Here is a 25,867-nt window from a genome sequence, read left to right as displayed (position 1 = left end):
CAAGCTTATGAACTGCTTACTAAATCACGCTTTACTTTAAGAAAAAACAATTTGTAAGTTCCCACTTAACAACACATAGTAAACTACTACTCGAGACCAACACTTATCCTTGATGATAAAATTTCAAGTTGACTAAAATTCTGCATTTTTAGGTGTGCGTGGGAAAGGTATTACGTCACGAATATTTTGCATGCCTGTGACAAACAAAACTAATCTTTCAAAACCTAAGCCAAATCCGGAATGAGGAGCTGTCCCAAAACGGCGTGTATCCAAATACCACCATAAATTATCCATAGACATATTTAGTTCCTTTATACGTTTCAGTAATTTTTGATGATCTGATTCTCGTTCTGAACCACCAATAATTTCTCCAATTCTTGGAAATAAAACATCCATCCCTCGTACGGTTCTTCCATCATCGTTCTGTTTCATATAAAACGATTTAATATCCTTTGGATAATTAGTCATAATTACTGGACACTTAAAATATTTTTCTACTAAATAGCGTTCATGTTCTGATTGTAAATCAATACCCCAATAGATAGGAAATTCAAATTCCTCATTACTTTGCTCAAGGATTCTTATTCCTTCGGAATAAGCCAGTCTAACAAATCTATTACTAAGTACAAAATTCAAATGCTCAATTAATTCATTATTGTATGTATTGTTTAAAAATTCTATATCATCCTTGCAATATTTCATTGCATATGAAATAATATATTTCAAAAAATCTTCTGCTAAATCCATATTGTCATTGATATCATAAAAGGCTATCTCTGGTTCAATCATCCAAAATTCCGCTAAATGACGAGGAGTATTAGATTTTTCGGCTCGAAAGATAGGACCAAAAGTATAAATTCCACCTAATGCTAAAGCTCCCAATTCCCCCTCTAATTGTCCAGAAACAGTTAAATTGGTCGAACATCCAAAAAAATCTCGTGTATAATCCACTTCCCCATCTTTTGTTTTCGGACAGTTAGCAATATCCAGATCGGTTATTTGAAACATAGAACCTGCTCCCTCTGCATCAGAACTCGTTATTATTGGTGTATGGAAATAGAAAAAACCTTGTTTATTAAAATATTTATGAATAGCGTATGCCAAATGATGACGAATCCGCAAAATACATCCAAAAGTGTTTGTACGAGGACGTAAATATGCGATCTCCCTTAAAAATTCCAGTGAATGCCATTTTTTCTGCAAAGGATAAACACTAGGGTCTGCTATTCCGTAAATTTCAATTTCATCAGCTTGAATTTCAACTTTTTGACCTTCCCCTTTCGATTTCACTAACAAACCATTTATAGCAATACAGGCTCCCGTAGTAATAGATTTCAGAGAGTCCTCTCCTAACTTTACAACGTTTACTACAATTTGAATACCATGAACAGTAGAGCCATCGTTCAACTCTATGAAAGAGATATTTTTATTTCCTCGACGAGTTCGTACCCACCCCTTTACACATACCTTTCTGTTAAAATCAGGTGTACTCAATAAGTCTACTATTCTCGCCCTTTTCATTTTCATTTTCTAAATATTAACTGAATTTTTCCATGTAAAGCATGGAAACTTCTCTATCATTAAGAAAACACCATTGACCTTTTTTTAGTTTTTTTTTTGTAAGTCCAGCAAAATAAACACGATCTAATTTCACCACATGGTAACCTAAACTTTCAAACATACGACGAATAATATGATTGCGTCCCGAGTGAATTTCAATATTTATTTGGGTCTTATCTTTGTCATTTACATAACTAATATCATCGGCCCAAATCCCACCATCTTCTAATTGAATACCTTTAGATAGTTTTTTTATATCAGCTGCGTCTATTCCTCTATTTAGCCATACATGATAGATTTTTTTTTTCATATGTCTGGGATGAGTCAATTTTGCTGATAATTTACCATCATTAGTCAGTAATAAAACACCTGTTGTGTTTCGATCTAGCCTTCCTACGGGAAAAATTTGTTCTTTGCATGCTGTTTTGATCAAATCCATAACTGTAAGTCTTCCTTGCGGATCATTAGTAGTTGTCACACAATTTTTAGGTTTATTCAGCAAAAGGTAAACTTTATGTTCGGAACGAACAAGAGAATTACAAAATGTTATATTATCTGTACGATTTACTCTTGTTCCAAATTCAGTAACAGGTATTCCATTTTTTTTTACTAAACCAGTTTGAATATATTTATCTGCTTTACGACGAGAACAAAGTCCTGAGTTAGCTAAATACCTGTTTAAGCGAATTGGACCGTTTGAATTAGGTTCTACTTTATAGTATTTTATTTTTTTTTGAAAATTATATTTTGAATTAAGATTGCAATCACTTTTACCTTGGTTATTATAATTCCACTTATTACCATATTTTTCTTTTCCCAAATGATCTCGAGTATCATTTTTCTTAAGCATGCAACTTAAATCGTATGGCATCTCTATCATTCTATTGTTTTGCCTTCCTTTCTTACAATACTTTGCATTCACATTCCTATACATATAACCTCCATAAGTTTATATGCCTGTATAACTATGAGGTGTAATCGATCGTAATTCTTTTTTGATGGACTCATCTATATTGAGAGTATCTATGAAAACCTGAATTGACTTCTCTGTGATTTGTTCATTAGTACGGGTTAATGATTTTAACATTTCATAAGGTTCTGAATATCCTTCTCTTCTCAAAATAGTTTGAATACCTTCAGCTACTACAGCCCAAGCATTTTCTAAATCTTTTTTTATAGCATCCCTGTTGAGGACAAGTTTATTTAATCCCTTTTGCAAGCTTTGGAAAGCAATAGAAATATGAGCAAACGGTACTCCTATGTTTCTCAAAACAGTAGAATCAGTCAAATCTCGCTGTAAACGGGAAATTGGCAGTTTAGCTGATAAATGTTCCAAAAGAGTATTAGCAATACCTAAATTCCCTTCAGCATTTTCAAAATCAATCGGATTCACCTTGTGAGGCATTGCAGAAGAACCTATTTCGTCTTTTACTATTTTTTGTTTGAAATATTCCATTGAAATATATAACCAAAAATCTCTGGACAAATCCAATAAAACAGTATTAATACGTTTCAAAGCATCTAATAAAGCTGATAGATTGTCGTAGTTCGATACTTGCGTAGTATATTCTTCCCGGACCAATCCGATTTTTTTACATATAAAATCATCTCCAAATTTTTTCCAATCAATTTGTGGGTAAGCAATCACATGTGCATTGTAATTACCCGTTGCTCCACCAAATTTAGCCGAGATAGGAATATCTCGTAATAATTTCAATTGTTGTTTTAAACGGCTAACAAAAACTTGAACTTCTTTACCTAAACGAGTAGGAGATGCCGGCTGTCCATGCGTTCTCGCTAACATCGATATATTTTCCCATTCTATTATATGTTGTTGTAACATATTAAGCAATTGTTTCAACATTGGGACATAATCATTTTCCAATGCATGTTTGATTGACAAAGGAACAGCTGTATTATTGATATCCTGAGAAGTCAATCCAAAATGAACAAATTCTTTGTAATCCCCCAAACTTAGTTCATCAAATCTTTTTTTAAGGAAATATTCAACTGACTTTACATCATGGTTGATAGTTCGTTCTATCTGCTTTATACTTTCTGCATCTTTTATAGAAAAAAAACGATAAATGTCTCTTAAAGAGTTATACAAAGCAGACAAGTTTACCCCCTTCAATTGAAGAAGTGGGATTTCACATAAAGAAATGAAATATTCAACTTCTACATATACTCTGTATCTGATCAATGCATATTCGGAGAAGAAAGCAGAAAGCGACGCTGTCTTACTTCGATATCTACCGTCAATAGGAGAAATAGCTGTAAGTGTATTTAAACGCATATCGGCAAAATAATTCGGTAAAATTAAATATCTTTTCTCAAAAATTATAGCAAGTATTAAAATACTAATTACAAATAGATCATTCTAAAATATAGAAGATATTGAGAAAAGAATCTTTGAAGATGACACGCTAAAAACCCCCGGATACTTAGTTTTTCAAGAGAAAAAATACTCTCGATTTTCTCCACTCCACTCACTCTTGCAAATATCATTTGATATTAAAATATACACTTAGGACCTATAGCCAATATTATTGTTCCAATCTATTTTAGATTTATTAACTAAAAAAAATAATTTTTTGGTAAATTGCGCAACACTTCCAAAAATCACCCACCTCATTTCAGTCAATGGTATGACAATTGACCGAAGTGCATAACATCAATTCAGCAGCCGATTTATTGTTCATTTCCGTGCCAAAAATCCCAACTTGCAACAGCCTGTAACAGTAACATTTCTAAACCGTTTTTAACGGTTGCATTTCGTTCTTTACCTAATTTCATAAATAGCGTTTCATCAGGATTGTAAAGCAAATCGTATAATAAATGTTTATCGTCCAAAAATTCATAAGGAATTTTTGGACAATCATCCATAAGTGGATACATCCCAACAGGTGTACAGTTGACAATAATTGTATGAAAACTTATTATTTCAGCAGTTAATTCTTTATAGGTTAATATATTTCTCAGTTTTTTTCTACGGGACACATATGTAGGTATAAGTCCCAACTGCTTTAAGCTATAAAAAACTGCTTTAGCTGCCCCTCCTGTCCCTAAGACTAATGCTAATTTGTGATGGGGTTGTAATAATGCGCGAATGGACTCCTTAAAACCGACAATATCAGAATTAAATCCTATCAAGCAAATTTTCTTTCTCCCCCTTTCTATTTTTATTACATTGACTGCTCCAATTTGTTTAGCATCTTCATGTAATCGATTCAAATAGGGAATAACCTGTTCTTTATATGGGATAGTTACGTTTAGTCCTTTTAAGTCTGGGTTTTCTTTGATAATATTTCTAAACTCTTTAACAGTAGAAATTTCGAAATTTATGTATCTGGCATCAATATTTTCAGATTTGAATTTGTCATTAAAAAACCCCATAGAAAAAGAATGACGTAATGGATAACCTATTAAACCATATTGTTCCATTTTACTTGTTCTTTGTTCATTAAATAAGTTTCTATATTTTTTTTAATGCGAGCAGAAATATTACTAGTACTCGCTCTTATAAATTGCTCTCCTACAATTGTTTCATACAACTCTATATATCTTTCCGATACAATTTGACAATATTCAGGAGTCATTTCTGGAACAATTTGTCCTTCTTTTCCTTGAAAATTTTGCTTCATCAACCATTGTCGAACAAATTCTTTGGAAAGTTGTTTTTGTCCCTCTCCTTTTTCAAATCGTTCTTGATAATCTTCTGAATAAAAATAGCGAGAAGAGTCAGGTGTATGAATCTCATCTATTAAATATATTCTTCCATCTTTTTTGCCGAATTCATATTTAGTATCTACTAAAATCAATCCTTTGGAAGAGGCAATTTCGGTCCCTCTTTGAAACAGAGCTCGTGTATAATACTCCAGTTGTTCATAGTCTTCTTTGCTAACTAAAAACCTCTCAATGATCTCTTCTTTAGAAATATTCTCATCATGCCCTTTGTACGCTTTGGTAGTCGGAGTAATAATTGGATTGGGAAATTTTTCATTTTCCTTCATACCTTCAGGTAAAGTAACTGCACATAAAGTTCTTTCTCCTTCTTTATATTTCCTCCATGCACTACCAGTCAGATAACCTCGGATTACCATTTCCACTTTAAAGGGTTCACATAACAGCCCTATTGTAACCATCGGGTCTGGCTCTGCTAATTTCCAATTAGGAAGAATATCGGATGTTGAATCTAAAAATTTTGCTGCAATTTGATTTAAAACTTGTCCCTTATAAGGGATTCCTCGTGAGAGAACAACATCAAAAGCCGAGATACGATCAGTAGCTATAATCACTAGCATATCACTCCCAACTGTGTATACATCTCGCACCTTCCCATGGTAAAGATGAGTTTGACATGGAAAGCAATAATTAGTAGTTGTCAAATAGTTCATAAGGCAATTAATCTTTTAGAGATATAATCCACAATCCATTGTCCCACTTCCGACGTTTTATATGAACTTCTTATACTTGTTGCTATATCTTCTGTTACTACTCCTGCAATTATTGAAGCATTCACTGCTTCACGGATTAATTTTCCTTCTTCATGAAGGGAAAAAGCATATTCAAACATTAATGCAACAGAAAGAATAGATGCTAAGGGATTAGCTATATCTTTTCCAGCTGCTTGTGGATAAGAACCATGAATAGGCTCAAAAACGGACGTATGTGTCCCTATAGATGCAGAAGGCAACATTCCCAATGACCCAGTAATGACAGAAGCTTCATCAGTAAGAATGTCTCCAAACATATTTTCTGTAACTATTACATCAAAACGTTTTGGCACTTGTATAATTTGCATAGCGGCATTATCCACAAACATATATTCAGTTTCAACTTCTGGATACTCTTTTTCTATTTGTTGTGCAACCTGTCTCCATAGACGAGAAGTCGCTAAAACATTAGCTTTATCTACAATAGTTAATTTCTTTTTCCGCTGCAAGGCATACCTATAAGCTAGATGAACAATACGTTCGATCTCTTTACTTGTGTAAACACAAGTATCGTAAGCTGTTGTGCTGTCTTCACTTCTTCCTTGTGGGCGACCAAAATAAATGCCTCCTGTTAATTCTCGAATGCACATAAAATCGGTATCCTTTACCAAACTAGCACGAAGTGGAGATCTATGTATCAAAGAAGAAAAAATTGTTACTGGACGAATATTGGCATACAATCCTAACTGCTTACGCATAGCTAAAAGTCCTTGTTCAGGACGTATTTTGGATGTCGGATCATTGTCATATTTAGGATGTCCAATAGCACCAAAAAGAACTGCATCTGATTCCATACAGAGAACATGAGTTGCATCCGGATAAGGATTTCCAACAGCTTCAATGGCAGTAGCACCTATCAATGCTTCTTTATAGCTTAATTCATGCCTAAATTTTTTACAAACCGTTTTAGCTACTTCAAGAGCTTGTTTTGTAATTTCACCTCCAATACCATCACCAGGTAAAACGGCAATCTTTAGTTTCATATATTTGAAGTATAGTAATAAAAAACTAAACTAATCTAATCTAATCTATAAGAACATTAGCTTCACATCGACTGCAAAAGTATATTTTTTTAATCAAAAAAATAGAAGTACAGCACACATATATGTATATGTATATATACATATCATTAATTAGATAGCTAAAGATGATCTTTATAATTATTCTCAATAATGATATGTCTCAAGTATAACACTAAAAATTGTAAAACCCCAGTGAATATGCCAATGGAACTTTCAGTAGATTCTACTGAAATATTATCATTTACGGATTCTACATATTATGGTAACTAACATTATTCAATTCTATGGGTTGGATTTGAGGAGGATCGGATTTGAGGACGCTGACTCCGTGTAAAGAAAGAAATGAACAAACAATGGTAAAGTTATACGTCATGAGCGAGAACGCAGTGAGATCGATAAGTGGATATATGCAAAACGAAATTGACTAATCGAAGCAGGGTATATAAACATTACACGGTACTAGTTGATCAAAAAAAGTCATTAGTAAAACAAATAAATAAAACTTGTGTCCCCTGTAGGAAATGTTCTGTCTGTGTAAGGAAACAACAACTAGCCAATAAATGGAAATCCTTATGGAACAAACTGAGAGAAGAGATAGTAATGTTTCTAAACAGTGCTGAAACTTTTTTCTGTTTTATTTTTCTCCTACAACTAACACGTTCTGTTTTTTAGTCCCGACTTTATCTCCACACGTCCTCACACACCCATTACTACAATAGTACTTTGATAGTAAGCATCTGCTTTCCTATTAAAATGCCTCTCTTGTTGGTGTCCATTTCCTTCCCATATGTTTGCACCAACATATCATCAACTGTTGGAAGCCTTTCTTCTTTCTCCTCCCAAATCAACGACTTTTTTCATCTTGTTCTTATTGTTGTTCATATTCATATTTCGTAATTGGTTTTGTGTAATGCAAATACATGTGAATACTAGATTATCCTCATAATATAACAGTTAATATTCTAATATTCTTTTCTATGCTTTCATATAACCCGTTTTTATCTATGGATATATTAGCTTGCTTAAATACGAAACAGGCATCTCTACCAATATCGGGATATTCTTTATTGGAAACTTCTGTGATCTTCTCACATACATCGATTCCTTTTTCTTCTTCTACCCATTCTATCCAATTTTTTATTGCCTGATAACTTTCACTATTTGTTACATATATGTCTGGAATACGAAAAACGAACTCCCCATTATTTTCTGTGCTATAAGTATACTTATCGATACTATAGACTATATCGCTCTGTTCTATCGTTTCCCCTTCTGAATTGACTATTACTATTCCGATTTGACCATTTGTTGGTATATTTCCATATTTCCCTGACGTAAGCGTAAGGCATATCAATCCTAATAGTGCACACTTAACTATCTTCACAATTTTTTATTTGTAAATATTTACAAAGGCTACTGTCCATCCTACGAAATTCATCCTGCAAGTAGCAATACAAATTTAATACAAATATTGTGGTATTATTTCTATTTTCCTTAAGATTTACTACTATAAATGGTAAAAAATAAGTGTGTATCCCAATTATAAACGGCATTGTTTTAATGCATTTTAATACACTTCTCAAGTGCGTTTCTTTTATAGGAAGTGAAATCCTCTTTGGAAGTTAGAGAAAGTTAGTCTATAGTACTGGTATCAACCTTTTCCATAACCTTATCTTCTATCAATTTCCTTCTCATGATGAAGGACAACAACTACCAATCTAACAACTACTAATTTTTCGATATACCAAAAAGAAAAGAAAATCTATTTCTATATATAGATGTATCTATAAAAGTAGCAATTGGTAGTAAAATTTGACTTAAGTGTGGTCCTCACACTTAGGGAAAGGCTGTAAATAATTACAATATGTAGTGAAGTGTACAGTTTACTACAAAATATTACTTTCATAGAGTTATACATCGAATCATAAATTCGAGAAAAAATATAAGGAAGAGTTATCCAGTCGGTCTTTGAGAAATACAGAATGGTGTATTTAAAGTATTTAAATTGGAGGAACAATTGGTAATTATGTCGGCTCTTTTATTTACATTACGTGTAAAATCCGCCATGAAGAGACTGATTAGAAGACTGATTATATTGCTTGGGCTATTGGGATGTTTTGGCTTTCTGATTGATATAGCTGTTAGTGAAAGACATACAGCACTCTGGTTTATTCTTTGTATAGCATCCATTGCAGGTATTGTACAGATAACGCTTGTGTGGATATCAGATACAAAGAAGAAAAGTACTAAGGAAAGTCAGAAAAGGGGAACTTAGAATAGATTTTGATGACAGCTAGTATTAAAATTTTTATATTCGGTACCTTCTCTCTTTAACTTATTATTCATTGAGTGACAATAGGGGGCTTATAAGATAGTTTTTCTGATTCTCTTATTGTCAACTATATAACTATAATTGAAGAAAACCATATATAAACGAAGGTAATGCATGATCTTTTGAAAAAAATATTCTCGTATCAATTCCCAATTTTTGTTTTAGTTGGGATAATCTCCATAATTATTCATATTCTGTTCAAATGGCTCATCATATTTATCGAAACATGTATCTTCGCAGTAGGATTAATCATTGAGAAGATAAGTGAGAAAAAAGGGAGGTATTCTAATTCCCATAGAAACGATTATAAAGTGGAAAATAAAGAAAACTAAATCTCTTTTTCGTTAAATGGACGATTATTTTGTTGAAATAGAAGAAGACTGGGATGTCCTGATATGAGTTGATCCCCGTGGTTGTAACTTTGACAATCTTAAGAAGTGAGATTCCCTAGTTCATCATGCCTAATATGAAACAACGGGTACGTCTTAAATCCTGAAAACTTAAACTCGTCCTCAATGAGGCCTACTACAAAAGAGTAGTAGGTATAAGTACAGTTATGCAGAGAGTACTTTTGCTCCAATAAGGGGAGGGAAAAGATAAAGAAACTTGTAAGTGATAATCAAAATATCTTTTCCTATGGAATTGATGAGCGTCACCGAACAGGTATATGTATTACTTGATGATAAGTTAAAGAGAATTGCTATTTTGGCTCTCTGGGAACATCACAGCGACAAATAACTGTAAAAAAAATAGAAAGGTAGAAGTATGATTGAAGAGAAGAAGAATTTCAAACTAGAAGCTTTTGACAGCCTTCGCTGCTTACTCCTTGATCGTTATCTTAACGAGCTTTTTTATTCTCGCAGTTCGGAGTGTCATGTATTTGATAGGGGTATGTTAAGAACATATGAAGAGAAATTGTTTGTATCCTGAATTAACTACTCAATTGCTATGCTTTGGAAATGGACTATTATTGTTGTATTCATTATTCTAATGATCTGGCTAATCATCAATGGTAAAAAACCCAAATTAAGTTAAAGACTCGACCTAAACTGGTATGAGTAGTATAGACAGTAATTTTAATGATTTTAATGGATTCACCGGGATTAGAAAAACACGTCAGCACCGATGAGTTTTTTGAGCCTTAAATGTCTTAATAATACATAAATAATGGAAGGACAATGTAAAAATTCAGGAAAAGAAAGCCCGTTTGAGACAAAAGACACTACTATCATAGGGCCTTTCTTAGATTTCTATTATACTATCGCTCAAAAAGGCATTGGATAAACTTGAGAGCACACCGGAAACCGGAGAGTGATCTTAAATATAGTGAGTACAAAGAGTTGTACGAATACTTAAGAGACTTTAAGTTAAGAGACTTTAAGTTGTATACATCGAACATAAGATCAACTCAATTAAGCTCAACTAAGATGGATCTTCCAATAAAAAAATAAGCACTGAGTATAATGAGAGATGTGGCTTTAACATACACATTAAATACTCAGATAGGAATATCGATAAATGTAATAACTCCCATGAAGGCATATATAAAGACCTACAACAAGAGATGAAGAAGGAAGTAGAAGTAGGGATCATGGGATAAATACAAGCTATGGAATACCTATATTAAGACAATGTATAGCGAAACTGCTCGTCTAAAATGGGATGATGCTATGGTTTGCCCTAGCTAGAGTAGAAAATGCCATAAGGGAGTTGGCTAATACATGTAAACCAATTAGATGAATATATGTAAAGAAACAAGGGCATGCTATGGACACTGGGACCAATCGTGCAACAGAGAACGTTCCGGTTGTCCATGTATTATAGATAGATTCCGTAAATATACAGCAAGAAGATACAATATACTCTAAAGCTCTTGAAGCCTTTCACTATGCTGGTGACGTGGGGGTTGAATCATCTAACGAGGAGAATTGCCTTACAAAAGTAAAATTAGAATCAATGGTGAAAGAAGTCTTTAAGCAATGTATTGAAGAGATGAAGCAAATACTACTCTCAGGTCAGGGAATAGGCTTAAGGATTTCCTGTCTCTTACTCCCGAAGAATATACAGTGGAACCATCTGGAGGAATTTCTTCTGCACCGATTGGAACACATTACCTTTTACCAAGAGAAGGATTGTAACAGCTGAGAAAAATCAATCCTTACATTAAAAAGAACAGAAGAAGCGTGTGAAGAATGCTTGAGTATCCTTACAATAAGGGAATATTTAATATCTAAAGAGGAACGGACAAAATAATAGTGTATATTGCAGTAAATAGAAAAAATAAATAATCGGAATAATAATCTTTATTAATTCCAAAAAACAGACAATAGTCAAGCATACAAAAGAAAGCACAAAAACTATAAATGGGTTCGTTCGAAAGCACTGTTAAAAACAAAAAGAGCCAGATTAATACAATCCTAGCTCTACCTGAACAAACTAAACTAAACTAAACTAAACTAAATCAAATTAAGAAGTTGAAAGCGCTAGCAAATATAAGATCTAAAAACAAAGAAGCAGAAAAGTTATCATAACTTCCCAGCCCCCCCCTTATCTTCAATGAATAAACTGTACGAATATATAATCCTTATAAAAGGGGAAAAAACCAGCAAAAATACGCTGACTCTTCTCAATAGAAGAAAAAACTGTATTTGGAAGTATCCAAATGCAGTTTAAAGGGAATAAAAATTTCATCTGTTAGGTTCTAGTAATAGATTAAGCTTGCTATCCTAATTTCAATCTCTATATTTTCGACTGAAAATTTCGTTATGTCATTTACAGAAATGATGAAGACGCACATGACCATCATTTCCTACTTCGGATCCAATTTCTATATCTATAGGGTTCTATTCCTATAGAACAAAAAGAATTAATTACATAAATAATTTGCTTCCACTTTAATATTTCAATCAAAAAACACTGATTATCTACAATTGCTTCTATGTATAGTTTTTCTATCCAACCCATGCCACTGTCTTATATACAATCACTATACAAAACAAATTCAGTATCGCAATCGCTTATTTAGAAAGATAATAAACACATCTTTCCAAAATTATTTTACCATTGTAGCTCAGATTTACAATAACAATTACCTAAAAATTATTTTGCAAAAATCTTGTTTTCTTACTTTTAATTCTCGTATTACTTCTAAAGGCCACTTCCAGTTTTGATAAGTTCCTTGAATAATACCTCGCGCGAATAATGTAGCCCAAATACCCATAGGAGTGTATTGAAAAAGTAAAAATAACAAGACAAATGCAGCTATACCGGAAAGCAAGGAAACTTAAAAAAAGGAACTTAATTCTTCGTCAAAATAATTTCTACCGCATTAGTGTAATTTACTTCCAAAAAACAAATGAACAAAGCAACTGTTACAAAAAAATTAGAAAACAAGGGAGTCTGACTTCTAATCCAAAAGAAGATCCAATTCCCTAAACATAACAATATTAAACCACCAACAATAAATACTAAAAATGAAAGCAAAAATCCCCTTCAAATAAAGATATTTAATAGAATCTATATATCCCTGCAATCTATGTTGGACAATTTTGGGTTGGTAAACCCAGTAATAAACATTTGCCAAAGCTACAATTAACCCCTATTATTTACATAGTTATTCCATATAAAGCCATTTTTTCAAAAGAAGATAAAGAGTCCCAATAAGAGTAGAAGATTGACTAATCAAAAAGCCTCCGAGAGAAGTTAGTCCGATTTTTATAGCATTAGGATAAACAAATTTTAATATTTCTTGGTACGATTGAGAAACTACTTTTGTAAGCTGATGTTTAAAATCTATCGTGTAGATTGCTCTATAAGATAAAATCTTCATTGTGAGAACAGACAAAGCCTTTGCACTCATAAATAGCAATAAGATTAAATTGCAAGGTCATCAACAATAATGGGAACAATTAAATAAGCAACCTAACTAATAATGGCAATTTTGTTTATTGCGTTTACCAGCCCTTTCCCTAACAATAGGGCATCATAATAAAGTGTATAAAAAGAATATGAAGTAACAACAATAAGAATAATCCGTGTAAGATATATATCTTGCTGATTTCCAGAATAGTTTTTTTTTAAAATAATAAAAATATAATAAGTTCCTATTGTCGCTAAAACGAACGAAAGAATAAGTGCCATACGAAAATAAACCCAACGCATAGCATCAATTAGTCCCTTCAAAAGACTGTAGTCTATTTCTGAAGTATTTCCTACAAGATAGTATCCTGTTTTTTTTTAATGTTTTTGCTCCACTGAAAATATAAAACACACTCCTAGTAAAAGAAGTGTTAAAACCAAAATCCAATAATTCTGTCGTCGATCCTACAATTGTTGAAAAAATAGCCCAAATACCTACTATTTCTTGAGGGAATGTCCTCAAAATAAAAGGCAACAAAATAACGTTACTGCCTACCTGCAGAAAAACTACTGCATAAGTCCAGAATAAGTCCTTTTGCCAGACACTAATACTTTCCATTTCAGAGTTTATAGAAACTCAATTAGTTTCTTCCTAATTTGATAATTAAATAATTAATTTTAAGACAAGGGTACTCATCAAAAATGAGATGATAGCCATTCTTCAAAATCAAACACAAAGACTTAACGTGCATTTTTTAGATAAAGTGTTCACCGACTACCAAAATATAAAATTCAGACATAAAAATACAAATGTTTACATCTTTAAATATCTTTATAAAAAAACCAAATAAGTTATGCTTTTAATTTTGGGAAAATACTGAATTTTGTAGAACAATGTTTAAAACAAATAATATGAAGAAAAGCATTTTACAGATTGTGCGAGCATCTTACGAGCCTAAGGTTCCAAAAATAATGAAAAGAGTAATAGAAATTCAAGAAGGGAACCCCACTGAATCAGTTTCCGACCAAGAAGAAATCAAAAAGCTTTTCCCTAATACTTACGGTTTACCAATCATACAGTTTGTAGAAGGAACAGAAAAAAAGCAGCGTCCACCTACTAACGTAGGTGTTATTTTATCGGGAGGACAAGCTCCCGGTGGACATAATGTAATCGCTGGGTTATTTGATGGTATTAAAAATATGAATCCCGATAGTCGTCTGTATGGATTTTTGATGGGTCCAGTGGGATTGATTGAGCATAAATATAAAGAACTCACAGCAGATATTATAAATGAATATCGTAATGTTGGTGGATTTGATATCATTGGTTCTGGACGTACAAAACTAGATACTGAAGAACAATTCAACAAAGGGTTGAAAGTTTTAAAAAAATTGAATGTATCAGCATTAGTAATTATTGGAGGAGATGATTCTAATACAAATGCCTGTATATTAGCCGAATATTACAAGCGAATCAATGCAAATGTTCAAGTAATTGGTTGTCCAAAAACTATTGACGGAGATTTAAAAAATGGAATAATAGAAACTTCTTTTGGTTTCGATACAGCTTGTAAGGTTTATTCGGAAATGATTGGGAATATTCAGCGCGATTGCAATTCTTCTCGAAAATATTGGCATTTTATTAAACTAATGGGTCGTTCAGCTTCTCATATTGCATTGGAATGTGCTTTACAAGTACAACCAAATATATGTATTATTTCAGAAGAGATTGAAGCTAAAAATCAATCTCTCGATGATATTATTCAGTACATTGCTAATATTGTAGCCCAAAGAGCTTCTAATGGAGATAACTTCGGAACAGTATTAGTTCCGGAAGGTTTGGTAGAGTTTATCCCTACAATGAAAAATCTAATTAGTGAATTGAACGAATATTTAGCCCACAACGAAACGGAATTTAAATGTATTAAGCATTCAAAACAACGAAAACATATCCTTGACAACTTAAGTCATGAAAATGCAAAGATTTACGAAAGTCTACCAGAAACCATAGCTCGTCAATTAACACTTGATAGAGATCCTCATGGCAATGTACAAGTTTCCTTGATTGAAACGGAAAAACTGCTAGCAGAAATGGTGAAAAAGCGCTTAGAAAAAATGACTTCGGAAGGGAAATATATAGGCAGATTTTCTACAATAACCCACTTCTTTGGATATGAAGGACGTTGTGCTGCACCATCTAACTATGATGCAGATTATTGTTATTCGTTAGGTTATACAGCAGCTGAATTGATTGGAAATGGAAAAACTGGTTATATGTCATTGGTTCGAAATACCACTGCCCCTGTCTCAGAATGGATTATAGGGGGAATACCTATTACAATGATGATGAATATGGAACGTCGTCATGGGAAAATAAAACCTGTTATTCAAAAAGCATTAGTAAAATTGGACGGAATGCCTTTTCGTGCATTCGCATCTCAACGTGATCAATGGGCAATTAATACGGATTATGTTTATCCAGGACCTATTCAATATTTTGGACCTAGCGAAATTTGTGACCAACCGTCAAAAACTTTGCAGATTGAAAAATCTAATACTGATTATTGAGATTGGATATGACACAAATATTAAACCCTTAACAGAGGACTATTTACCCATTATAATAATAACATAAGGGGGTAATGTAAGTTTCGAAGATGAGAAGTACAAAGTGAGCAAACTACATAGAGAATAAGGCAGGAAAGCAGATCTTATCTTAAAAAAGTTTTCTATTCTAGATATTTTTATAGAGGAAACGGCACTAGCCGTCCCAACAGGTTTTACTAAAAAGTGTTGTTTTGTCCATTATGAAGCACTTAAAAAAATATGAGGTTACACACTTCTAAGAATTTGGATAGATAGATAGAAGTCTCATGGTGGAATGCACTAATGTTAAACTTAAATAGACAGGAAAAGGTTAATCCTAGTTAAAACTTAATATTGTTTCTAACATTCTTGGTGTACAGAAGTATATGGTGGAATCGTCCATATTTTTATTTTGCACTTATGTATTTTATACATAAGTAATTTCTCTACTTGCTTATCCCTTTTTCAATATATCCAATCGTTTAGCATGAACATGAATGTTATCACTTTATCACCACATAATTCCCAATACTATAAAAATTTAGACACCCCCTCTCTACTAACCAGCTACTGATTTGTGCCGTTCGTAGTTATATCCCCTCGGATGGTTGGATTCTCCAATAATTGTTTATTTAGAGAGAATTAAATTGTCAATAAAGATGCTAAAAACAAATAAATTATATATAGTTCCTACACCCATTGGTAATTTGGAAGACATGACTTTCAGAGCAATACGAATATTGAAGGAAGTAAATTTGATTTTTGCTGAAAATACTCGTACGACAAGTTTCTTATTAAATCATTTTGATATAAAAACCCGAATGCAATCTTGTCATAAGTATAATGAACATGAAACAGTTAAACAAATTACATGGAGAATAAAAATAGGTGAAAATATTGCTTTAATTTCAGATGCTGGTATGCCTGGAATTTCTGATCCAGGTTTTCTCTTAATAAGAGAATGCATCCAACAAAGAATAGGGATAGAATGTTTACCAGGAGCAACAGCTTTTGTACCAGCACTAATAAACTCTGGATTACCGATCGATCATTTTTGTTTCGAAGGCTTTTTACCTCGTAAAAAAGGTAGACAAACAAAATTTGAAGAATTAACCGAAGAGATTCGTACAATAATAATTTACGAATCTCCTTTTCGTATAGTAAAAACATTGGAACAGTTGGCAGAATATTTAGGAGAAAAACGATTAGCTTCTATTTCACGTGAAATATCCAAATTATATGAAGAAACTATACGAGGGACATTGAAAGATTTAATTCTCCATTTTACAAAAAACAAACCTAAAGGCGAATTTGTTCTGGTAGTAAGTGGGAAAAAATTTAAAAGTTAGTATAGAATTAAAATGTAGAATAAGTAGAATAGAATAAAAAACAAAAGAGGTTTTTTTGAAAACTATTCAACATGCCAACCTTTAATTTGATAATTACAATTTTTCCAATTGTCACTAATATGGATGTATGTTTCTTGTTTTTTTCTATTTAACCATTCGGTAAGAACCTGATTTTGTTTTTTTCGCTCTAATATTTCTTTTAAAATTTGATAGTCATTTGCAAAGCTAGCTTTATGACATTCAATTCTTGATTTCAATTTAACAATTGAAATGACCTCTTTTTGTTCAGAATTAATCATAGTAAATGGTTTGGATATATCACCTACTTGCATTCCACGAATGGCTTTACTAATTTCTGGCGGTAGCTCTCTAATTTCAAAATGAGAAGTAATCATATGTTCTATTCCAACTTGACCATTATAATTCACCATTAAACCTTTATTATTACGAGTATTTTTGTCTTGTGAAACACAGGTAACTGCTTCCTCAAATGTAAGTTTCCCCCTTATTATATCTGTTCGAATAGAATCAAGACGATAAGAAACTTTTGCCAGCTCTTCCTTAGTAGCATGAGGTTTTAAAAGGATATGACGGACATTAATACGATCTCCTTTTTTTTCTATCAATTGAATAATATGATAACCATATTCTGTTTCTACAATTCGAGAAACTTTTTTAGGGTTACTTAGTTCAAAGGCTACTGCTGCAAACTCAGGGGATAAACTACTTTTACATACAAAATTTAATTCTCCCCCCTTCATTGCTGAATTTATATCTTCAGAATAAAGACGTGCTAAAGTTGAAAATTCTTTTTGTCCAGAAGTAACTAATTCAATATATTCCTTTAATTTCTGTTTAATATTATTTATTTCCTCCAAAGTGACAAGTGGCTTTAGTGTTATAATTTCTACCTCTACAGTAGTTGGTATGAAAGGTAAACTATCTTGTGGAATCTGATTGTAAAAATTACGAATATCGGAAGGAGTTACTTTTACACCACTGACTAATTTATTTTGCATTGCTTGAATCATACCTTGTTCCCTTATAGCTTGCTTTTTTTCTTCACGTAAAACACTAATAGGTTTTCCACAATACTCCTCCACTTTTTCTTTAGAACCTATTTGGTCAATCAGATGATTAATCCATGATTCTGTCATTTGGGAAACTTGTGACTCAGGTATATTAATACTATCTAATTTCGCCTGACGCAAATATAATTTTTGAATAGCCAATTGTTCTGGAATAACACAATAAGGATCACCCTCTATGTACTGATTATTTATTTGCATTTGCAAACGTACATTCTCCACATCAGAGCGAAGAATTACCTCGTTTCCTATCGTCCAAACAACTTCATCAATTACATTACTTTGTGCATTTATCAATCCTGATGAAACTAGTGTTAACACTATGATTGAATGAATAAATTTATTTAAATGAATAACATAATAAATTAACCATTTGGAAATATTCTGTAGAAAAACAGAACCCTTTGACTTAGTCATTCTGACCATTTCATTAATTCATCTTGCACGCCAATCTAGATATTCTTGAATATTTAATATTACCTTGATAATTTGTGTACCTTTCAGGTTAAAAGGTGGTGTATACACAAAGGTCATATTGACTGAATCGTCAGGAATATTTTTGAAAAATCCAAATGATCGTCGTGTAAAATTTTATTTATACGCTTACGCTCCCTTATTGAGGGTTTCAATTGAACAACTATTCAAGTCTTTGCAACTCAATTTTGTAAGAAGTAAAGGGGTCTTCATGTGGCTTCAACAAGGAGCTCTAGATCTCTTTTTACGTACACATCCCCAACCAATCCCCGATACCAACCCATAAACCCAACCATAAAACCCAATAAAATTGGTAAAATTGGAATTGGAATAATGTTTTTCAATCAGAAATTTTGAACTTTGACACTTCATCACATTCTTCCGAAGAAATTGTTGCTGAGAAGAATTATTTCAGAATTACAAAATCCAGTTTCTATTTACTATCAGAGTAGTATACATCAATTCCTTCAAATTTAAATTAAATCACCTGTTTTATATTTAAAATATAACTTCTCCAAAAATTCGAAAATAAACCTCTTGAGATTATCCTCTTTTTTCGCTAAAAACTTCCTTTTTTATAAAAAAAATTAAAACACCAATTAATCCAGGAATTTCAAATTTAAATTTTTGATTTACTAAATTTTTTAATTCAAAAAGAGGAATTCTCTTAACAAGAAACAAAACCAACGCCATCGACCTCCTTGATAATCAACTATTCGAATAGTAGTTATCAACTATTTAAAATTTTCGTTTGAAAATCCTATAAAAGTCAATGACACTTTTAATTCTTTCTTTTTAGAAAAACATTCAAGATCTATTTATTTCAATCCCTCTATTTCGATTTAATCTTTGATAATTAACAAAGCCTCTTTCAAAGAATTGACACTCTCTTTCGTAACATTTTTCAAATCTACCATCGATATAACAAAGGGTATTTCTTCAAATGACTGTCTGAACTTACCTTATCTATCCTTCATCTATAAAAATATTTTGAATACTTTTTATAAAGTTTCGTCAATTTTCGATAATTCCATTTCTCATTCATTTTCAAATTCGCAAAACAAATACTTATCTCATTGCTATCTATTTTCCTTTGTTCCATCAAGACAACAAACCTCTTTACAATACTTTTACTCATTTCGCTATAACGACCACATTCCTTAAAACTTTTAAAGCATTTGTTTCCATTTTTTTGAGAAGCCTTTCCTATAAAATTATAAGTTTTTGCGGTATGGACGGGACTTGAACCCGCGACCCCATGCGTGACAGGCATGTATTCTAACCAAACTGAACTACCACACCGTATAGTGGATTACAAGTTGCCATTTATTCAATGAATGAATGAATAAGCAATTATTCCAAAAGCCAATGACATTATAACAATACTTATGGTCCTATTCAAAATGTATAATCTCTGAATATTGAAAATTCCGTGAAGTTTTGACACCAAGTAAGTAATTACAAACCACCATAGTAGATTACCCATAAAAACACAGAACGCCCCCATGATCGTAACATACAAACTTTCTCCTGCTAAAAACCCAAAACTATTGAATAAGCTGATGTACAAAAATACAACAAACGGATTAGAAAAAGATAGCAAAAATACACTTAAAATGTTTTGCGAGTATGAGCTTATTCCTATTTCTGTTTTTTCTAAACTCTTAAAAGGACTATTTAAAAAAGCATATATACTAAAAACAATTAACAAAATGCTCCCTAAAATTTGCAACAATAGCCTGTTTTTTTCTATAAAACCACCTACAATTCCCATACTGGTACATACAATTATTGCATATAAAAAGTCCGAAAAAGCAGCTCCTAATCCAGAAGAAAAACCATACCACCTCCCTTTATACAATGTTCTCTGAATACACAACAATCCTACCGGTCCCACAGGAACAGACACCAATACCCCAATGATAAGTCCCTTATATATCAATGTGAAACATGATTGCATAAACTCCCTACGAAGATAACCTTTTCTACTTGTAAATATGTAAGAGATATGGAAAAAACTTTTGTTTTGACAATTAAACAAGTTGATATTTTGTTGTCAACAATTAAATTTAATATTTATTTTAGTTGTAATTTCGTGTAGATTTTGTCACTGAATGATGAAAGCTTCGGCTTTTTTGTATGGTCTTTTCTAATATATTTTATCGAAATCAATCAAACTGTTATGAGTAATCCATCTAAAAAGCTTTTTTCAGAATTTGCTCACACATCTACTGAAGAATGGAAAAAAAAAATTGTTTCCGACCTAAAGGGTGCTGATTTTGAAAAAAAACTGATTTGGAAGACAAACGAAGGTTTCAATGTAATGCCTTTTTATCGTGCGGAAGACATTGCCGACCTAAAAACAATTAAATCCTTACCAGGGGAGTTCCCATACGTACGTGGAACTCGTAAAGATGACAATGAGTGGCTTATTCGCCAAGACATTGTAGTAATAGATTTCTTTGAAGCGAATAAGAAAGCCCTGGATATTTTGAACAAAGGAATTACTTCTTTAGGATTTGATATTCCTGGAGAAAAAATCAATAAAAAAAATATTGCTACTCTTTTATCCAATATTCTTCCGCAATGCATCGAACTTAACTTTACTACCTGTAATACGGAATCTGTAAAACTAATTAATATTTTAGTTGAATATTTTAAAAAAAATAATTTTGATTTAGCCCAAATACATGGTTCTGTTAATATTGATTTCATTGGAAATATATTGACGAAAGGAATAATCAAAGAAGAATGGGTTGAACAAATGGGTATAGCAATAAATGCTGCGTCTGAAATGCCATTTTTCAAAGTAATTGCTGTTAATGCTCATCTTTTGAGCAATGCAGGTTCCTTTATTACCCAAGAATTAAGTTATGCTTTAGCTTGGGGAAATGAATTATTAAATAAATTGGTAGAAACAGGGATTGATTCGATGATTGTGGCTAAAAAAACTAAATTCAATTTCGGTATTAGTACAAATTATTTCATGGAAATTGCCAAATTCCGTGCTGCTCGTTGGTTATGGGCTGAAATTGTAAAAGCCTACAAAACAGAATGCCAATGTTTTTGTGGAGCACAAATGAATATTTTTGCACAAACTTCATTATTTAACCAAACTCTTTATGATGCTTATGTTAATTTACTTCGTACACAGACTGAAGCAATGGCAGCTAGTATTGCAGGAGTGGATTCACTACTAGTTGTCCCATTCGATAAGTGCTTCAAAGTCCCTAATGATTTTTCAGAACGTATTGCACGTAATCAACAATTGTTGTTAAAAGAAGAATGTCACTTCAATCAAGTGATTGACCCATCCGGAGGTTCTTATTATATAGAATCGCTCACAAATTCTATTGCTCAAGAATCATGGAATTTATTCCTTATAACAGAAGAAAAAGGATTTTATGAGTTAGTAAAAAAAGGTAAAATCCAAGAATCTGTAAATATAAGTGCTTACAAACGGCTTAAAGATGTAGCACAACGCCGCGAAATATTGTTGGGAACAAATCAATTCCCTAATTTTTCGGAAACAGCTTTCAATAAAACTCAGACCATAAATGGAGTCAGTATTTGTAATTTTCATTCCCATAAACATGAAGAAATTAAGGTTCTAAATATGAAACGTTTAGGTGAGGAATTCGAAGCACTACGTTTATCTACCGAAAGGTCTGGAAGAGAAATAAAAGCATTTATGCTAACCATTGGAAATTTGGTTATGCGATTGGCTCGTTCACAATTTTCTTCCAATTTTTTAGCATGTGCCGGTTACAAAGTGATTGACAATCTTGGATTTGAAACTATAACACAAGGTATAGAGAATGCTAAAAAAATAAATGCTGATATTATTGTCCTTTGTTCAAGCGATGATGAATATGATATTTTTGCTCCAGAAGCCCATAGATTAATCTCTGGTAAAGAAATCCTAATTATTGCAGGTATTCCCACTTCTATAGAAAAATTGAAATCACAAGGTATTACAAATTTTATCAATAAAAAAAGTAATGTTTTGGAAACACTGCAACAACTTAATAAACTATTGAATATTTGATTTCAGAAATATGAAGCCCGATTTCAAAAACATAGACATCAATTCAACTGAATTCATAGCAAGAGATACTAATAAATTGGTTATAAAAAACAAAGTTAAAACCGATTGGAATACACCAGAGCAAATTCCAGTAAAATCAATCTATACTAAAGACGATTTAGAGAAAATGGAACATCTGGAGTACTCTTCTGGCATTCCACCTTTTTTGAGGGGACCCTACTCTGCTATGTATACCACGCGTCCTTGGACTATTCGCCAATATGCCGGATTTTCCACTGCTGAAGAATCCAACGCATTTTATAGAAGAAATCTTGCTTCTGGACAAAAAGGACTATCGGTTGCTTTTGACTTGGCAACTCATCGAGGATATGATGCTGACCATCCACGTGTGATAGGTGATGTAGGAAAGGCTGGTGTCTCTATTTGTTCACTTGAAGATATGAAAATGTTATTTGATGGGATCCCATTAAAAGATATGTCTGTCTCTATGACTATGAATGGGGCTGTTCTTCCGATATTGGCGTTCTATATCAATGCAGGTTTGGAACAAGGAGCCAAATTGGAGGAATTAACGGGAACTATTCAGAATGATATACTAAAGGAATTTATGGTGCGAAATACTTACATTTATCCACCCAAGTTTTCCATGCGCATTATTGCCGACATATTTGAATATACTTCTCAAAAGATGCCGAAATTTAATTCTATTTCAATTTCTGGTTACCATATGCAAGAGGCAGGAGCTACTGCTGATATTGAATTGGCTTATACTCTTGCCGATGGCATGGAATATCTAAAAACTGGAATTGAAGCTGGCATTGATGTAGATGCTTTTGCTCCACGTTTGTCATTCTTTTGGGCAATAGGAATGAATCATTTCATGGAAATTGCTAAAATGCGTGCTGGTCGTTTGCTGTGGGCAAAGATTGTAAAGAGTTTTGGTGCTAAAAACCCAAAATCTCTTGCCTTACGAACACATAGTCAAACTTCCGGTTGGTCATTAACTGAACAGGATCCTTTCAATAACGTAGGAAGAACTTGTATAGAAGCAATGGCAGCGGTATTGGGACATACACAGTCCTTGCATACCAATGCTTTAGATGAAGCCATTGCTCTTCCTAGTGATTTTTCAGCACGTATTGCACGTAATACACAAATTTACATTCAAGAAGAAACGTACATAACTAAAGAAATAGATCCATGGGCAGGTTCTTATTATGTAGAATATTTGACTCAGGAATTAACAAATAAAGCTTGGACTTTAATACAAGAGATTCAAGAATTAGGGGGTATGGCAAAAGCTATAGAAACTGGTATTCCTAAGATAAGGATTGAAGAAGCAGCTGCACGAACGCAAGCACGTATTGATTCTGGTAGTCAAACAATAATTGGTGTCAACAAGTATCGTTTGGGGAAAGAGGACCCAATTGATATTTTGGAAATCGACAATACAGTTGTCCGCCTACAACAAATCAAACGATTAAATGAATTGAAAACTAAACGCAATAATAATGTTGTACAAGAGGCACTGAAGGCAATTACTCTTTGTGCCGAAACAGGAAAAGGGAATTTGTTAGATCTATCTGTTCAAGCAGCAAGTGTTTGTGCAACTTTAGGAGAAATATCATATGCCTGCGAAAAAGTCTGTGGAAGATATAAAGCAATAATTAGAACCATTTCTGGTGTGTATTCATCGGAAACAAAAGAAAATTCTACTTTCCTAAAAGCCCAAGAATTAGTATCTAAATTTGCTAAAAAAGAAGGTCGTCAACCACGTATTATGATTGCAAAAATGGGTCAAGATGGTCACGATCGCGGAGCTAAAGTAGTAGCAACTGGTTATGCTGACTGTGGTTTTGATGTAGATATGGGACCGTTATTTCAAACTCCCGAAGAGGCTGCCCGTCAAGCTGTAGAAAATGATGTACATGTATTAGGTATATCTTCTTTGGCTGCTGGTCATAAAACCTTGATACCTCAAGTGATTGAAGAACTAAAAAAATTAGGTAGAGAAGATATTTTTGTAGTTGCAGGAGGCGTAATACCTGTACAAGATTACGATTTTTTATATAAGGCAGGCGTAATTGCTATTTTTGGGCCAGGTACACCGATAACATTAGCTGCTACAACTATTCTGGAACTTTTATTGAATGATAATGATTGAAAAACTTTGTCACTTACTTGAACAAGAGAGTCAATGGGAAAAGAATATTTTCCATCTCCTAAATGGAAGATATGCTCTTGGGGATTATTTCTTTTGGCTGTGCTCCAATTCATGGCTAGAAGCTTGTATCTACATTAGTTGTTTATGGATCTTTTTACATAAAAAAAATTACAAGGAAGCCTTACTAGTAATCTTATCGGTTGCATTGGTATTCTTTTTGTGCGAATGGATTTCCTCTAGCCTTTTTAAACCAATTTTTCATCGTTTACGCCCTACATACCATCCTGATTTTAAAGAATGTGTAAATACAGTTTTTGGATATTTGGGGGCAGGGACTTATGGTTTTATTTCTGGTCATACCACTAATGCTTTCGGATTTGCAACAATCACAGCACTTATTTTTCGAAGTCGTATCTACGTATGGACAATTTTATTATTCGCTTGCCTTATTGGATACTCCCGTATTTATCTAGGTGTACATTTTATTTCAGATGTTTTAGTTGGAGTACTAGTGGGTCTATCACTAGGTTATTTAGTTTATAAACTATACAAATCATGCCAAATATATTTTTTAAAAAAAAATCACATTACTATTTCGTTTAATCGAAATAAAACTAGCTAAGAATGGAAGAGATGGCGTTCAGTTACCTACATGCTACATAATTTTTGTTTCTACATAATAAAAAGGAGAAGAATAAGACCATTTCTAATATGTCATATTAAATAAGCAGGGGTTGTAGTTTCAGTAGGTATCATCGATCCCAGTTTGCCAAAACAAATAGACTTTTACGTCATACGCATGTATCTCTTACATGCGCTGAGTTATTTTGTATCGCTTAACAACTTTAATTATTCTGGACAGAAATAGAGGAGATATATATGGTGAAATA

The 25,867-nt window shown here is 32.7% G+C and carries 17 protein-coding genes, 1 tRNA gene and 1 pseudogene; 6 read left to right on the top strand and 13 right to left on the bottom strand.

The window, feature by feature from the left end; all coding sequences use genetic code 11:
- Positions 1-132 precede the first annotated feature (132 nt).
- The 7 genes and pseudogenes from asnS to CFPG_RS03275 all read right to left on the bottom strand — a co-directional run bounded on the left by asnS (position 133) and on the right by CFPG_RS03275 (position 8,462).
- Positions 133-1,527 (bottom strand): asparagine--tRNA ligase, encoded by a 1,395-nt coding sequence (asnS, locus tag CFPG_RS03305; RefSeq protein ID WP_012573593.1) that lies wholly within the window; start codon positions 1,525-1,527, stop codon positions 133-135.
- A 10-nt stretch (positions 1,528-1,537) separates the two neighbouring features.
- Positions 1,538-2,365 (bottom strand): annotated as a pseudogene (locus CFPG_RS03300) (pseudouridine synthase); the annotation flags it as partial.
- A 144-nt stretch (positions 2,366-2,509) separates the two neighbouring features.
- On the bottom strand, positions 2,510-3,856 hold the full coding sequence (gene purB, locus CFPG_RS03295) for an adenylosuccinate lyase (RefSeq protein WP_012573591.1): 1,347 nt from the start codon (positions 3,854-3,856) through the stop codon (positions 2,510-2,512).
- Positions 3,857-4,251: 395 nt separating this feature from the next.
- Positions 4,252-5,004, bottom strand: coding sequence for a shikimate dehydrogenase family protein (locus tag CFPG_RS03290; RefSeq protein ID WP_012573590.1), 753 nt, complete (start codon positions 5,002-5,004; stop codon positions 4,252-4,254).
- Positions 4,986-5,957: a phosphoribosylaminoimidazolesuccinocarboxamide synthase gene (locus CFPG_RS03285; RefSeq protein WP_012573589.1), complete on the bottom strand. Its 972-nt coding sequence runs from the start codon at positions 5,955-5,957 to the stop codon at positions 4,986-4,988. The genes CFPG_RS03290 and CFPG_RS03285 overlap by 19 nt, the downstream gene beginning before the upstream one ends.
- The gene (gene leuB / locus CFPG_RS03280; protein ID WP_012573588.1) at positions 5,954-7,039 is read right to left on the bottom strand and encodes a 3-isopropylmalate dehydrogenase; all 1,086 of its coding nucleotides are present in this window, start codon (positions 7,037-7,039) and stop codon (positions 5,954-5,956) included. Before leuB ends, CFPG_RS03285 begins: the two co-directional genes overlap by 4 nt.
- Positions 7,040-8,018: 979 nt before the next feature.
- Entirely contained in the window at positions 8,019-8,462 is a 444-nt protein-coding gene (locus CFPG_RS03275) for a hypothetical protein (RefSeq protein ID WP_012573233.1), read from the bottom strand.
- Between the two features lie 642 nt (positions 8,463-9,104).
- Here CFPG_RS03275 and CFPG_RS03270 point away from each other — a divergent pair.
- The gene (locus CFPG_RS03270) at positions 9,105-9,353 is read left to right on the top strand and encodes a hypothetical protein (protein WP_265347962.1); all 249 of its coding nucleotides are present in this window, start codon (positions 9,105-9,107) and stop codon (positions 9,351-9,353) included.
- A gap of 3,670 nt (positions 9,354-13,023) precedes the next feature.
- Here CFPG_RS03270 and CFPG_RS03255 read toward each other — a convergent pair.
- From CFPG_RS03255 to CFPG_RS03245, 3 genes are all read right to left on the bottom strand, one after another.
- Positions 13,024-13,269, bottom strand: coding sequence for a hypothetical protein (locus CFPG_RS03255; RefSeq protein WP_265347961.1), 246 nt, complete (start codon positions 13,267-13,269; stop codon positions 13,024-13,026).
- A gap of 62 nt (positions 13,270-13,331) precedes the next feature.
- Positions 13,332-13,592, bottom strand: coding sequence for a hypothetical protein (locus tag CFPG_RS03250; protein WP_041572413.1), 261 nt, complete (start codon positions 13,590-13,592; stop codon positions 13,332-13,334).
- Positions 13,576-13,887, bottom strand: a complete 312-nt coding sequence (locus tag CFPG_RS03245) for a hypothetical protein (protein WP_041572412.1) — start codon at positions 13,885-13,887, stop codon at positions 13,576-13,578. Before CFPG_RS03245 ends, CFPG_RS03250 begins: the two co-directional genes overlap by 17 nt.
- Positions 13,888-14,180: 293 nt before the next feature.
- Here CFPG_RS03245 and CFPG_RS03240 point away from each other — a divergent pair, with 293 nt between their 5' ends.
- Positions 14,181-15,836, top strand: a complete 1,656-nt coding sequence (locus tag CFPG_RS03240; RefSeq protein WP_041572541.1) for a diphosphate--fructose-6-phosphate 1-phosphotransferase — start codon at positions 14,181-14,183, stop codon at positions 15,834-15,836.
- 677 nt (positions 15,837-16,513) lie between these two features.
- Positions 16,514-17,203 carry a 16S rRNA (cytidine(1402)-2'-O)-methyltransferase gene (gene rsmI, locus CFPG_RS03235; RefSeq protein ID WP_012573586.1) on the top strand — a complete coding sequence of 230 codons (690 nt, stop codon included), beginning with the start codon at positions 16,514-16,516 and terminating at the stop codon, positions 17,201-17,203.
- Between the two features lie 62 nt (positions 17,204-17,265).
- Here the strand turns inward: rsmI and CFPG_RS03230 are convergent, their stop codons facing one another.
- The 3 genes from CFPG_RS03230 to CFPG_RS03215 form a co-directional block, all read right to left on the bottom strand.
- On the bottom strand, positions 17,266-18,708 hold the full coding sequence (locus tag CFPG_RS03230; RefSeq protein ID WP_012573585.1) for a peptidylprolyl isomerase: 1,443 nt from the start codon (positions 18,706-18,708) through the stop codon (positions 17,266-17,268).
- 1,284 nt (positions 18,709-19,992) lie between these two features.
- Positions 19,993-20,067, bottom strand: a tRNA-Asp gene (locus CFPG_RS03220).
- 28 nt (positions 20,068-20,095) lie between these two features.
- The gene (locus tag CFPG_RS03215; RefSeq protein ID WP_012573583.1) at positions 20,096-20,725 is read right to left on the bottom strand and encodes a LysE family translocator; all 630 of its coding nucleotides are present in this window, start codon (positions 20,723-20,725) and stop codon (positions 20,096-20,098) included.
- Between the two features lie 222 nt (positions 20,726-20,947).
- On the opposite strand from CFPG_RS03215, the gene CFPG_RS03210 reads away from it, so the two are divergent.
- From CFPG_RS03210 to CFPG_RS03200, 3 genes are read left to right on the top strand one after another with little or no spacing between them, the layout of a single operon-like run.
- Positions 20,948-22,813, top strand: coding sequence for a methylmalonyl-CoA mutase family protein (locus CFPG_RS03210; RefSeq protein WP_012573582.1), 1,866 nt, complete (start codon positions 20,948-20,950; stop codon positions 22,811-22,813).
- 10 nt (positions 22,814-22,823) lie between these two features.
- Positions 22,824-24,977 carry a methylmalonyl-CoA mutase gene (gene scpA / locus CFPG_RS03205; protein ID WP_012573581.1) on the top strand — a complete coding sequence of 718 codons (2,154 nt, stop codon included), beginning with the start codon at positions 22,824-22,826 and terminating at the stop codon, positions 24,975-24,977.
- Positions 24,964-25,599: a phosphatase PAP2 family protein gene (locus CFPG_RS03200; protein ID WP_050720675.1), complete on the top strand. Its 636-nt coding sequence runs from the start codon at positions 24,964-24,966 to the stop codon at positions 25,597-25,599. Before scpA ends, CFPG_RS03200 begins: the two co-directional genes overlap by 14 nt.
- The last annotated feature ends 268 nt before the right edge of the window (positions 25,600-25,867 follow it).

The organism is Candidatus Azobacteroides pseudotrichonymphae genomovar. CFP2 (genome assembly GCF_000010645.1).
GTDB classification, from domain to species: domain Bacteria; phylum Bacteroidota; class Bacteroidia; order Bacteroidales; family Azobacteroidaceae; genus Azobacteroides; species Azobacteroides pseudotrichonymphae.
This window is presented reverse-complemented; position numbering and strand designations above follow the sequence as displayed.

Coding starts and splice junctions, on each gene's coding strand:
- CFPG_RS03255 (WP_265347961.1), bottom strand. CDS start 13,269: ATGAGTGCAAAGGCTTTGTCTGTTCTCACAATGAAGATTTTATCTTAT.
- CFPG_RS03240 (WP_041572541.1), top strand. CDS start 14,181: ATGAAGAAAAGCATTTTACAGATTGTGCGAGCATCTTACGAGCCTAAG.
- rsmI (WP_012573586.1), top strand. CDS start 16,514: ATGCTAAAAACAAATAAATTATATATAGTTCCTACACCCATTGGTAAT.
- CFPG_RS03200 (WP_050720675.1), top strand. CDS start 24,964: ATGATAATGATTGAAAAACTTTGTCACTTACTTGAACAAGAGAGTCAA.
- CFPG_RS03230 (WP_012573585.1), bottom strand. CDS start 18,708: ATGACTAAGTCAAAGGGTTCTGTTTTTCTACAGAATATTTCCAAATGG.
- purB (WP_012573591.1), bottom strand. CDS start 3,856: ATGCGTTTAAATACACTTACAGCTATTTCTCCTATTGACGGTAGATAT.
- CFPG_RS03215 (WP_012573583.1), bottom strand. CDS start 20,725: ATGCAATCATGTTTCACATTGATATATAAGGGACTTATCATTGGGGTA.
- leuB (WP_012573588.1), bottom strand. CDS start 7,039: ATGAAACTAAAGATTGCCGTTTTACCTGGTGATGGTATTGGAGGTGAA.
- CFPG_RS03285 (WP_012573589.1), bottom strand. CDS start 5,957: ATGAACTATTTGACAACTACTAATTATTGCTTTCCATGTCAAACTCAT.
- asnS (WP_012573593.1), bottom strand. CDS start 1,527: ATGAAAATGAAAAGGGCGAGAATAGTAGACTTATTGAGTACACCTGAT.
- CFPG_RS03270 (WP_265347962.1), top strand. CDS start 9,105: ATGTCGGCTCTTTTATTTACATTACGTGTAAAATCCGCCATGAAGAGA.
- CFPG_RS03210 (WP_012573582.1), top strand. CDS start 20,948: ATGAGTAATCCATCTAAAAAGCTTTTTTCAGAATTTGCTCACACATCT.
- scpA (WP_012573581.1), top strand. CDS start 22,824: ATGAAGCCCGATTTCAAAAACATAGACATCAATTCAACTGAATTCATA.
- CFPG_RS03245 (WP_041572412.1), bottom strand. CDS start 13,887: ATGGAAAGTATTAGTGTCTGGCAAAAGGACTTATTCTGGACTTATGCA.
- CFPG_RS03290 (WP_012573590.1), bottom strand. CDS start 5,004: ATGGAACAATATGGTTTAATAGGTTATCCATTACGTCATTCTTTTTCT.